The sequence below is a fragment of the Ruegeria sp. D7 genome, from assembly GCF_056534355.1.
Genome location: NZ_JBQFPG010000019.1, coordinates 57,808 through 69,605, shown reverse-complemented (window position 1 = coordinate 69,605; position 11,798 = coordinate 57,808). Strand labels below are relative to the sequence as shown.

Genomic DNA, 11,798 nt, shown 5'->3' with positions numbered 1-11,798 from the left:
TGCTCTTCCGATCTGCCAAAATACCATTTGGGGTCTCAACGGCGGTCACATGTACCGGAAGAAGCTTTCGTTGATGCAGGAGGGCTCCGAATATCGTGCCGAACAGGTAATACCGGATATCAATCAACGAGGCATCGGTGTCGGGCTGAATGACAATCTTTCTTCCTTCAGATATCAGGTACTTTCCAACGTCTTTCACAAAATACATGCATTCGGTTCTGTTGAACTCCAGGAAATCCTCTACTTTATGACCGCCTTCTAGGCTATTCGGGACAGAGCCTCTTGTGATGCGAACAACCTGATCTGATGGCGGCGTGTGAACATCCATCGCTTTGGGCACGGCGAGTTCCGGAAGTTCAAAATCAGACACGACAGGAAATCCGAATACGTGGTACAAGTAACGTGCTGTTTTGGTCATGAGTTGTGTTTAAACCAGTTCTGTTTTTGAGCACCAAATTCGATACAATGCAGAAAGGTAACCTGAGCAAAATAGCCCATAAACTCAGATGGCGCCGAGGCAGGCTGTATTGAAGCTGTCACCATGCCCGGAACACCTTTGCCGACTTCAAGGGGCAGTGTCTTCTTTGTCACGAGATATAGTAATCTCGGTACTTACCTTTGTAATAATTATACCCGTCATATGCGTATTTCGAGGCCCGTGCCTCGTTTACCATCGTCATTACAACACCAGCAATCGGGGCATCTACAGATCGCATTTCCTTTAAGCCCTCCAGCACAGCACCGCGTGGGGTTTTGTCCCATCGCACCGCATAAATAATCGTATCCACCAGCTTTGACAGAATCCGCGCGTCAGCTACGATCAAGGTCGGTGGCGCATCAAGGATCACCATATCATAGTTCGAACTTAGGACTTCGATAAGCTTCTCAAAGCGTTTAGAGGACAGAACATCAGCGGCATTGACTGTTCCAAGACGCTCGCCTTCTCGGACTGTGAGTACGTGGACGCCTGAGGTAGGTTCGGTGTAAATCGCTTCATTGATCGGGGTTGTCCCATCGACTACCGATAATAATCCGGGACGTTCATCGGTGTCTTGGAGCATATGTGCCAAAGCGGGCATGCGCAGGTCGCAATCAACTATAATTGACGTTTTTCCCATCTGGCGGCTGGTCATTGCCGTTAGCATTGCGCTTGAGGTCTTACCTTCTTGCGGGACGCTGGAGGTGAACATTAACACTTTTGGCGGTTTATCCACATTTGATAAGAGGATGCTGGTTCGAAGGTTTCGGACGGATTCCGCCAGCGAGGAATTGGGTTTGTTCCGTAAATTATCCAATAGGGCTTGGCGTTTCATCCGTGAGCCGATCGATGGCAATGTGCCGAGAACTGTTATTCCAGACATCTCCTCCAACTGTGCCGGCGAACGGAAGGTGTTGTTCAGGAAGTCAAGCAAGAAAACGATACCAACTCCGATCGCCCCGCCCAGAAACAGGGTTAGTAGCATCGTGCGGCGCTGCTGTTGCGATTGTGCAAAGAGGGGGACCTCTGCAGGGGACAAAATGCGGGCATCTGCGGTTTGCAAATCTTCCTGCACGTCGGCTTGCTGTAACCGGGCCAGAAAGTTTTCATAGAGAACCTGGCTGGCCTGCGCCTCTCGCTCTAGCTGGCGCAGCGCCACCTCATCCGCAGCCTGGCTGAAGGCTTTCTGCTCCAACTCCCGCACCTGCACCAAGAGGGCAGCTTCGCGCTCCTGTGCCGCGATCAGATCGTTTTTAGTGGCGGCCACAATTTTCGTAGCTTCCTCTAGGACTTGTTCGCGGATTTGTTCGCGTACATCTGCGAGTTGCCGTTTGGCGAGCTGTAAAGATGGGTTGTCCTGTGAGACAGATGCATTCAGCGTGAGAACCTGTGCAGCAAGCTCAGATTCCTGCTGCCTGATCTGCGAGATCATTGGTGACGCTCGAAATGTCGAAATCGTGTCCAAACCATCCGGGTCTGCCAATGCGGCTTCCAGCCGGTTATACTCCGCTAGAATGCGCGTGGTGTCACTTTGCGCCCCTACCAACGCGGCGTTGAGCGCAGCCAACTGCTGTTGGGTGATGTCAAGGCTCTGACCCTGTTCGGCAGCAAGGCCTGCACGAGCGGCTTCGACTTGGTTTTCTGCAGTTTCCACATTGGCCTGCAGTTCATCGACTCGGACGCTGAGCCAGCCTGTAGCAGCCTGTGTTGCTTCAAGCTTTGCCTCAAGCTGGTCGACAATATACTGATTTGCTATGGCATTGGCGATATCGGCGGCGGTGTTCCGGTTGGTCGAAACATAGGAAATGCCCAGAACATTGGAATTGCCCAAGGGAGCCAAGTCTAAGCCCCTCAAAACATTGCGTACAATCAACACACGCAGGCGTTCTTCTCGCGCGAGTTGACGTGCTTCGGGATCGGCGATCGGGGGCGGAGGAGGGGCGATCAGACCGAGATCCTTCATGATATCGGTAATCTCGGGGGGAAGCGAGATATAGCTTCTGGCACGGTCCAGCAAGCTGGGTATTGGCTCGCGCAATGTGGGGTTAAATTCGGGGTTCTGGTCCAGATTAAGGTCGTCCACAACGCGTTCGATCAGGTTGGTCGAGGACAGGATCATTATCTGATCTTCTAGCTTACCCCGATCGAAACCTTCTTCGTTCAGGATACTCTCGATGACGTTGCTTTGTTGGACGTCAAACATCACCGTTGCTGTAGCCCGGTATGTGGGCACGATCTGGGATATCGAGAGATAGCCAAGCACATAGGCAATCAGCAGGCAGATCGCTATGATCCACTTGCCATGCCAAAACTTTGAAACAAGCCCGCGAATATCAATCGTGTCGTCGATGTTGTTCAAGGGGTTTTTCCGTGGTTTGGCCGTGTTCACCGGGTTCGACAGGACCAATGGCTGAGCTGACTTATTCACTTTATACACACCTGAACTAGAACCAATTTACAACCGTAAAAAACTCCAAACCCGCGCCTTCATCAGCGCGCACCAAAATGCGCCGGAAAACGATTAAAAGCGGTTATCTGTACTATATTGGCCCGCTTATATGCATTTTCTACAGCCTATATCCACCTTAAGGTACCAGCTTTTTTCACTTGCCGAGGCTGACAAGCGTCTGAATATTGTATTCACATCACGTTGAAATAATGTGCAGACGTTGTCTAAAAGAAGGCGATGCCCAGGCTTTCCTGTTCGAATTTGGGTGTTAGAGGGTGCGGATTGTGAGAATTGAATTTATTGAGAGCGTTGTCCGTGTCTTCGCCATTGTCGTTTTTCTGGCATTGGTGTGGGTGTGTTTGGGTGGGGAAACATTGCTTGTGGCCCCTACTCCGATTTCAAGCTTCCTTGTGCATTTGGTGGCCTTCTTCTTCCTCGGTTCGGCCTGCCATTTAGGCTGGGTGGAAGCCGCCGCCCGCGTGGCTGTATTGATGGTCATCCTTGCAGTGGCACTTGAGGTCGTCCAGATTGCCTTGCCCGGGCGGACTTTTTCCGTGCTAGATCTTGCCGGAAATTTGATCGGCGCGGGATTGGCCTGGGTCTTTTTCAGGGTTTTGCTGAATTTCAAACGGACTATTCGACTGTAGACGTGGCCATTTGGTCTGTGGATGTCTGTAACGGAGTGGCGGGTTTTTGTGTGGCTCTGCCTGTCCGCGGATTCCGTGTCGAAAAACTCTGGGCCCACCCCATTGCAAGGATGACTGCAAACAATGCTGCAACGGCGGGGATCTGCAAGCTGAAATCAAAGAGAGAATGAGTGGCTGCCGTTGCAATGACGGCGAGCGCAAAGCAGGGAAACACTCGGTTTCGGTGGCGGTTTACGGTTCCGCGGTGAATGCGCAGGGCGATGATCAGAAGCGCCAGATAAAAGGCAATCGCGGCGGGAATGCCAAACTCGAACATGTTCTCGAGGTATGAGTTGTGGGCTCTGACCCATTCGCCAATGGCCGCTTCCGCGGGTACATATTGGCGAAAAACATCATGAAACGACCCTAACCCATGACCCAAAGCCGGGCGATCCATGATTGCCCTGACGACTTCAGGATAAATCAGAAAGCGAGCGTTTCCTGCCTCTGTCGTTAGGATTCTGTCAATCATGCCTGTCGCGCTTGTAAGAATGACAAACCCAACCACGGCCGCCACAACCAGTAAGAGCCACGGGTTCCACCGCCGTCCTCCACCTTTCCATGACACCAAAAACACGCACAGCCCCACAAGTCCTGCAAGCCCTCCTGCGCGGGACTGTGTCAGAGTCAACGCTCCTAGACACAAAAGGGCGCCAAGGGCATAGATCCATGCACCGCTAAAGAACCCCTCCAGCATATCACGCAGAAAGCTTTGCCAACTATCGTTGTTGACCGGCGCACGGCTGACGAAGTGCAGATAGGCTGCAATATTTGCCAGAAATCCAAAAACCGCATAGGTGGCATAGTTATTGCGGTTGACAAAAGTTGAGGTCACAACCAGCACCTGCTCGCCGTCGCCCAAAACAGGATTATACCCGGTTGCCATTGTATAAAGGCCGTAGATCGCTAATGCGGTTGAAGTGATGGCAATAATCCTGAGCATCATTTCCACGCGAGCCGTGGCCACAGAGGCACGGAATGCGATCCAGAAGATCATCGTGTAACACAAATAACGCATGATAATCTGCCGCCCCTGTCCGGGATCAGCCGAGATGTAGCCGGGTATATCGCCCAAGGCAGTCCAGACTGGATGTGTATGGGGGGCCGGAAGCCCGGGAAGAAGCTGGATACAGCCCCAAAGAACCGCGCCCAGGAACAGAGCGGCAGGCAACCACAGCCCCCTAACTTGTTTGGGCAGGCGCTGGGTGCTGTCAACAAGCACCTGCATTGCGAAAATCACCAGGATGGCAAGGGACAACAGCGACCATGATACCGGCCGGTTCGCTCCTAGGGGCACAGCTGCAAGCAAGACGCACCCCATGAGCGCCCATAGGATAGCCCATTGAAAAATAGAGAATCGTTCACGTGTTTTCATGGCACCACGTTTCCTCGGAATTGCGAGACTATCTCAGCAGATCTGTGACAAAAGCCCCGGCGATACGCTATGCGGGCAAACGTTGCGGCGAGGATACATCTGCACCGATTGACCCCAAATCGGAAAACAGAGCTGCAGCCCAATAGACAGGCAGGAGAACTGGCGCCTACACTAAGTATTGCGATCTTTAATGTGCTAGGTGTGACAATGGGAAAAATTTTGGTGCGCATTTTTTGTGTCGCTGTCCTGATTGGCGCGATTTTGAATTTTACGATGGTGTTCGAAACCAGCCCTGCCTTCAATAGCAACGCACGAGATAAAAACGTGGGGGGTAATTGGAGAGTGCCCAACGCCGCCGCCCATTATGACAAATCGGAATACCTGCTTGAGCTTGCGTACAGCTTTCTCAACGAGCTTGACCTTACTTATGATCCGGCCACCGGTGATGCGATGGTCATCAGCATAGAGGAACAAGAGGCGCGAACCCAGAAAGCGCTGGACCTAATCAATCGGTCTATTCGTCTTGATCCCGCAAACGCCTCTGGCTGGACGTATCTGGCACAGGCCCAAGCCCGCGCGGGTGATATAGATGATATGCGTGATAGTCTAAAGCGGTCATGGGAGCTTGCCCCCTATAACGTGCAGCTTGCGCCATTGCGACTGCAGCTTGTGATGCAGGTTTATCACGCCAATCTTCACTTACCTGAACAAGTGGCGACCCTGTCCGATCAGGAGATTGCAGCAGCCTATCGAGATGGCACGGTGCTGAACGCGCAATCGCCGATCCGTCTTGAGCGCCTGATGCCCGATGAAGACCCGGTTCGCTCGTTGTTAGGTGATTTTGGAATTATACACTCGAATAGTTAAGTCGAGCGCATGTAAAGTTTGGCGACATTTTGGGCCATGGATCTGTCGGGGAGAAGGATGCCACTACCTTCTGGTTGAGCGTTTTCAGAGAGTTCAAACCAGCCGGGGGTAAATCGGTTATACCTATCGGGGTGATTAAATACATCTTCAGGTAAAAGTGACTGATGTCTAGTTGCCTTTTACGTGTTATGATCCATCTCAACATAGATAGGCAGAACTCCACCGTTCGGGACAATTATTGTAGCGTGAGCGTCTAAAAGACTGTTAACTTGTGATTAAGGCGAGTGGTGCAATAACGTTCAAAAAGGACAAGCTAAAAAATGGCCACATTTCTCATTGGCGTTGTGGTGGGATGGGCAGCCACTTTTGCCATGTGGTTTGGTTTGTCGTTCGGTTTCGTATCAGGTCTAATGTGGGGCACACTAATTGGTACCGCCACCCTATTTGTGCTCGCTGTTTTGCAATGGGCGCTTCAGGGCTTCAACAGCACACGGAACCACAGTGAGAAATTTACCTGGTTCAAGGCTCATTGATTTCGGGTTTGTGAAACACGGCTCCGATTCTTGATCGCTCAGTGTATGAGCGGATGTATCCGCTTGACGTGCCTATGGTGGGCCCATCTCCCAAGGAAACAAAGCCCGATCGAGTGCGTAAGATTGTTTCCGATTTTGCGCAAAAAAGGCTTGAAACGCAAGACTGTAGCACTTCGCGCACATCGGTCCTGTGTCTGTACCAACTGTATTGCTTCGGTTCAAATTTGCTGGTAAAAAAGGGAGGGTTAACGATTTAAAGGAACGGAATAGTGACCAAAAAACTTAAAGCCTGGGAAGCCCCTAAGCTGAAAACGCTTGACGTTGAGAAGACACTTAGCGGCCCCCTGAACTACCACCGGGAAATTGAGTTGTGGTGCTTTGGCATTGCAGGCCCTAAAGGCTCCTGAGCGACGTAAAAAATTTCAAGACATTTCTGCCTTGGAATTAACAGGTAGCCTGTTGTCAGCTTTTGTAGCTAACAACAGGTGAATATCTTTTTCGCTGATCTTCTCCTAGCAACACTTCATGTCCCACGCAAAGCCAGGCATGCGCGTGCATGTCTTCTTTGGCTTCGGAACGACCTGTGTTCACGCCAAATACCAGAGATGAGCTGACCCCCCTTCGCCGCAACATATCTTGTCCTGCCATCCCGACCATCAAACACGTGAATACGCCGCCAAATATGCGGTTCAGTTGATTGATAGCCTTACGGACCAACCTGATTTCCAACGTTATTTCAATCTCTGCGGGAAACACTTCGCCGGGTGAGGATGTTCCCAGACGCCCTTTCCATTTTTTAAACGGAAAACACCTCACCAAAATCCAGGCTTGGCAAAGTCGAAAAAATGCCTCGAAAACGATGAGTTTCTTTTGAGCAGGTAAAGATATGAACTGGGAAAATCGCGACATTTTCAGTACTTCGCACAGATGGTGGGTTCAGTCATCCCAAATTTGTCGCTAGCGTCCAGTTTGAGATGATCTGTAGTTGTTGAGAAAATTATGAGCGCAATTCTTGGTCGAATTGAATACAGCGGACGATCGCTTGACAAGTCCCAATTCGACAGGGCCTTCAAGACATTATCCAACTATGGGCCCGATGGTAAATCCACCGTTTACGGAGAAAATTTTGCATTTGGCCTTCAGTATTTCGGCGTCAAGGCCGGGCAGTCTGATGGTTTAGAACTGGAACGCAATGGCTGCATTCTGACGGCAGATGCTATCATCGATGCGGGCGAAGATTTGGCGGCCAAATTGGAGCCGCTACCATCGTCAGAGAACGGCCTAACCGATTTTGAACTGATCAGGAGCGCCTATCTGAAATGGGGGCAACGCAGTCCGGATTTCCTGTTCGGTGACTATGCCTTTGCGGTGTTTAATCCCGAAACCCAAGAGCTGTTTCTGGCGCGGGACCATATTGGTAAACGCCCGCTTTATTGGGCCCGCAGAGACAACAGCTTTACATTTTCCACGGACATTGCCGCCCTTTTGGAGTTTGATGACATAAGTCGTGAGATTGATCAGGACATCCTGCTGCGGTTTATGGTGCGCGAAGTTGCCTGGCTGCCGACAAAGACGCTCATCAAAGGAATAAATTTCGTTGATCCCGGCTGTTACATGACTGTCGGCCAATCTGGGCAAAAGCAAAAACGCTGGTGGAATCCTCATAACGTCAAGACGGTCCACGGGCGTTCGGAGCAAGATTGCGTTCAAGAACTAACCGATCTTCTTACTGTGGTGATGGAATATAATATTGATACCAATCTGCCCGTGGGCGCGCATTTGAGTGGCGGAATAGATTCTGGGGCAGTGACAGCATTGTCGGCAAGAGCGCTCAGAGCGCAAGATCGATCTTTGGTGTCAGCTTACGCTTGGGCACCTGACTTTTCAGACGATTTTCCAGACAGGGGTGAGGTTGACGAACGTCATAATATCAATCGCATATGCGAGAGTTCAGGTATTTCGATACGTTTCGGTAGTCAGGATTACAAAGAACTGGAAGCGTTCCATCAGCGGGAATTCGAAATTGAAGGATTCGCAGACCTAACTCAAGAGGCCGGCATTCTCTCTCAGGCATCCCGCGACGGCGTTCGCATCCTTCTTTCCGGTTGGGGCGGAGATGAGGCGTTTTCTACGATGGGGAGATTTTATCTACCATATTGCTTGAAACGGTTCAGGTTTGCTGAGGCTTTTCGGGTTCTAAGAATCATATCGGGTGGCCGTAGAAAGCCCAAAATCCTTCTGCGCAGTCTTTACTATCACGGTCTGCTGCCGCTGATGCCGGAATGGTTGAAGCGACGACTGACACCGGACCCGAATTGTGGTGAGCCAGTATCCTTCATCAATCCAGCATTTCTGGAAAGCGACCCCAGTTTGAAGGCTTGGTGGTATGGTCAGGAACTGCCCGAACCAGCGAACCCTAAAGTGTATTTGGCACATCTTCAGCTTTACGGTCATTTGGCCGAAAGGGCGGACACATGGGCCGCGTGGTCATCCAGGTTCGGTATCCAATATCGATATCCTCTGATGGATCGCCGCATTATGGAGTTTATCCTGGGTGTTCCCAATGAACTTCTTTTTGCGGATGGGAAGCCCCGGTTTTTAGCCCGGCACGCGACTAAGGACGTGCTTCCCGACGATTTGCAGAAATATGACGTCGCCAATGAAGCGCTGCGCTCCAAACGCCGGTTGGACTATTGGAAGGCTCTATTGGAGTATGAGCGCGTCGGGATGTTTGATGGAGAGAGTTCATGGCTTGATATGCCAAAAGTTAGAGAAGTAATCCGAAAATCCCAAGGCCCTCTCGGCAAAGAGGAGACACTGCTATTCAGGCGCCTCTCGTTGTCTATTAGAATCTGGTACCTTGAACAAAGAAACCGCTTGATCTCTAAAAAACCGTAACTGTGTCGTGATGAGACAGCGGCCTGTCAGATTTGACTTGCATGGTATCGTACGAACACTGTCATCCAGGCGAGTCACGGAGGCGTGCACAATCAGTGCCCGTCGTTGTCAGAAACCATCACCCCTATAGACCCAAAGTCAGTCATGAACTAACAATTAAGCCGAACCACTCAGGTGGGGCTGACCACCGGATCAGCTCAATTAAGTTCTTTTAGAAAATTGGAAATTATGCCCCAACAGTTAACAACATTTCAAAAAGCTCTCCGGATGTTGGAACCAAGAGAGCGCAAGTCCGGATTGCTCGTGTTGGGCCTGATTACCCTAAAGGGCATTGGTGACACGGTCGGCGTTGCGACAATTATGCCATTCCTTTCACTTCTGGGTAACCCGGAACTGGTCGAGACAAATCCGATTGCAAACTTCTTTTATACTTATATTGGCTTTCAGACCGCCGATTCATTTATCATGATGGTTGGCATTGCATTTGTATGCTTGTTGATCGCAGTAAGTATTCTAAGGAGCGTCACGGCATATGCCTTAAACCGCTGGATATTCATGAGAGAATACAGTCTCTCCCGCAGGCTGTTATCTGTTTACTTGCGTCAGCCTTACGAGTTTTTTTTGAACCGTCATACAGGTCAGCTCAGCACGTACATACTCAACGAAAGCAGTCACGTAGTTTCCAACGCGTACAGGCCGGCTGTTGAAATCATAAACAGTCTGATGACATTTGTTATGATTGGCTCATTTCTTCTTTGGGCTCAGCCAGTCACGACAATTATTTCTGTATTGGCCTTCGGAGGATGCTATTTTCTGCTTTATTCCAGCTTGAAGGCTGTGATTGCACGCATGGGGAGTGAAGCTCTCCATGCAAACCAGGCTCGCTTTCGGATAGCTGGTGAGGCGTTAAACGGCATAAAACAGATCAAGCTTCTGGGGCGGGAACAAAGCTATATATCAGGGTTTGCAACAGCCGCCGCGCGGCAGGCAAAGCTCCGTGCAATAAACGCAACGCTTCGGCAGGTGCCTAAATTTGGTCTCGAAGCGCTCGCTTTCGGTGGAATTATTATTCTGACACTGGTTCTGGTGGCGCGTAATGGCGGCGTCGGGAGCGGAACCATTGCAGAGATCATTCCAGTATTAGGCCTTTATGCGTTCGCTGGATATCGAATACTCCCAACCATGCAGGTCATGTATTCTTCTTTTTCTGCCCTTAGATTTGGCGAGGCTTCGATAAATGCTGTCTTTGATGACCTAAACTTGACGACTGAGTTAGCCAAACTTCCAAAAGCCAGAGTGTCTCCCCTGGTTCTAACCAAAAGTGTCAATTTCAAGGGTATAAACTATCAGTATCCTGGCTCAGATGAAGGGGGGCTCAAGGATTTGACCTTCGAAATAGGTCGCGGCCAGACGGTCGGCGTGGTTGGAACCACCGGTGCTGGCAAGACGACACTCGTGGATGTCTTTCTTGGGCTGCTGCCAACCACTAGCGGTCGTATCGTTATAGATGGCGAAGACTTGACCCCTGAGCGTATACGTAAGTGGCAAGCGAGTGTCGGATATGTCCCGCAAGAAGTGTTTTTGGTGGATGCTTCCATCAAAGAGAATATCGCATTGGGTATCCCCAAGGATGAAATTGACGACGCGGCTGTACGCAAAGCGGCAACGTCGGCCCAACTCCTCGAATTTATTGAAACGCAGATGCCCGAAGGCTTTGACACCCATGTAGGCGAGCGTGGAGTGCGAATTTCTGGTGGCCAGCGGCAAAGGGTGGGGATTGCCCGCGCTCTCTATCACAATCCTGAGATACTCGTATTTGATGAGGCGACCAGCGCTCTGGACAACGCTACAGAGCGAGAGTTGATGAAAGAGATAAATGCGCTTTCAGGTGACAAAACAATCATCATGATTGCGCATCGGATCAGCACTTTGAAAGATTGCGATTATGTTCTCGTTCTGGAGAAGGGTCGATTGGCCAAAAAGGTTACATATGATGAACTTCTGGCCGACAACACGTTTTCTGAGGAACTGATATCGTAAAAGAGAGTCAAGCTGCTTTGATCGAGATAAGCTTCGCTTCAAGCATGTCGTCAAGGAATGAGATAACGTTTTCCAGGCAAATATTCTGATCAACGTCATATGTAGATATTAGGGTATCAACCAGCGAGGATACTGATTTAGGCTCGCTGAGTTCCTCAATAATGGCTGTTCCGACCTCATTCAGGCCAACATACGTCCCACTTTCGTCGTCGAAAATAACCGTCTCGTCCCCGACTTTCGTCGTTGCCAAAGTTCTGTCCATCGTAATGACACTGTCTATTGTGATGGTCATAATTTCATACCTCGTACTAAACGCCTTCCCAACAGGACAATTCTGGAAGCTGCCCCTCCCGGAACTGGTTAGCGGGCAACGGGCTTTGAAAAGTGTTTGTCGAATGAGAAAGTTACATGCTCCGGATCGCGCGCGCCAGAATGGTCCGCGTTTACTGCGCCAGTGATAGCAGGGGCTGGA

The 11,798-nt window shown here is 50.5% G+C and carries 10 protein-coding genes; 5 read left to right on the top strand and 5 right to left on the bottom strand.

What is annotated here, in order from left to right; genetic code table 11:
• The coding region (locus ACRZ9U_RS19735) for a hypothetical protein (RefSeq protein WP_480902775.1) at positions 1–418 on the bottom strand (418 nt) is incomplete at its 3' end.
• Between the two features lie 169 nt (positions 419–587).
• Positions 588–2,906: a Wzz/FepE/Etk N-terminal domain-containing protein gene (locus ACRZ9U_RS19730; RefSeq protein ID WP_170408868.1), complete on the bottom strand. Its 2,319-nt coding sequence runs from the start codon at positions 2,904–2,906 to the stop codon at positions 588–590.
• Positions 2,907–3,211: 305 nt separating this feature from the next.
• Between ACRZ9U_RS19730 and ACRZ9U_RS19725 the strand changes: the two genes are divergently transcribed.
• Positions 3,212–3,574, top strand: a complete 363-nt coding sequence (locus ACRZ9U_RS19725; RefSeq protein ID WP_170408867.1) for a VanZ family protein — start codon at positions 3,212–3,214, stop codon at positions 3,572–3,574.
• Here the strand turns inward: ACRZ9U_RS19725 and ACRZ9U_RS19720 are convergent.
• Positions 3,561–4,559, bottom strand: coding sequence for an O-antigen ligase family protein (locus tag ACRZ9U_RS19720; protein ID WP_480902779.1), 999 nt, complete (start codon positions 4,557–4,559; stop codon positions 3,561–3,563). The two genes, ACRZ9U_RS19725 and ACRZ9U_RS19720, sit on opposite strands and share 14 nt — an antisense overlap.
• A 537-nt stretch (positions 4,560–5,096) precedes the next feature.
• Here ACRZ9U_RS19720 and ACRZ9U_RS19715 point away from each other — a divergent pair.
• Positions 5,097–5,855 carry a hypothetical protein gene (locus ACRZ9U_RS19715; RefSeq protein ID WP_480902771.1) on the top strand — a complete coding sequence of 253 codons (759 nt, stop codon included), beginning with the start codon at positions 5,097–5,099 and terminating at the stop codon, positions 5,853–5,855.
• 320 nt (positions 5,856–6,175) lie between these two features.
• On the top strand, positions 6,176–6,388 hold the full coding sequence (locus ACRZ9U_RS19710; protein WP_170408864.1) for a hypothetical protein: 213 nt from the start codon (positions 6,176–6,178) through the stop codon (positions 6,386–6,388).
• Between the two features lie 462 nt (positions 6,389–6,850).
• On the opposite strand, the gene ACRZ9U_RS19705 is transcribed toward ACRZ9U_RS19710, so the two are convergent.
• Positions 6,851–7,297 (bottom strand): lasso peptide biosynthesis B2 protein, encoded by a 447-nt coding sequence (locus ACRZ9U_RS19705; protein ID WP_170408863.1) that lies wholly within the window; start codon positions 7,295–7,297, stop codon positions 6,851–6,853.
• A gap of 90 nt (positions 7,298–7,387) precedes the next feature.
• On the opposite strand from ACRZ9U_RS19705, the gene ACRZ9U_RS19700 reads away from it, so the two are divergent.
• Together ACRZ9U_RS19700 and ACRZ9U_RS19695 are read left to right on the top strand one after the other, a co-directional pair.
• Positions 7,388–9,286: an asparagine synthase-related protein gene (locus ACRZ9U_RS19700; RefSeq protein WP_170408862.1), complete on the top strand. Its 1,899-nt coding sequence runs from the start codon at positions 7,388–7,390 to the stop codon at positions 9,284–9,286.
• Between the two features lie 174 nt (positions 9,287–9,460).
• Complete coding sequence (locus ACRZ9U_RS19695; RefSeq protein WP_170408861.1) at positions 9,461–11,326, top strand: ABC transporter ATP-binding protein; 1,866 nt, start codon at positions 9,461–9,463, stop codon at positions 11,324–11,326.
• Positions 11,327–11,333: 7 nt separating this feature from the next.
• Here ACRZ9U_RS19695 and ACRZ9U_RS19690 read toward each other — a convergent pair whose 3' ends face one another.
• Positions 11,334–11,618, bottom strand: a complete 285-nt coding sequence (locus ACRZ9U_RS19690) for a PqqD family peptide modification chaperone (RefSeq protein WP_170408860.1) — start codon at positions 11,616–11,618, stop codon at positions 11,334–11,336.
• Positions 11,619–11,798 lie beyond the last annotated feature (180 nt).

Excerpts from the sequence above, each read along its gene's own strand:
- ACRZ9U_RS19720 (WP_480902779.1), bottom strand. The coding sequence starts at position 4,559 with ATGATGCTCAGGATTATTGCCATCACTTCAACCGCATTAGCGATCTAC.
- ACRZ9U_RS19690 (WP_170408860.1), bottom strand. The coding sequence starts at position 11,618 with ATGACCATCACAATAGACAGTGTCATTACGATGGACAGAACTTTGGCA.
- ACRZ9U_RS19700 (WP_170408862.1), top strand. The coding sequence starts at position 7,388 with ATGAGCGCAATTCTTGGTCGAATTGAATACAGCGGACGATCGCTTGAC.
- ACRZ9U_RS19710 (WP_170408864.1), top strand. The coding sequence starts at position 6,176 with ATGGCCACATTTCTCATTGGCGTTGTGGTGGGATGGGCAGCCACTTTT.
- ACRZ9U_RS19705 (WP_170408863.1), bottom strand. The coding sequence starts at position 7,297 with ATGTCGCGATTTTCCCAGTTCATATCTTTACCTGCTCAAAAGAAACTC.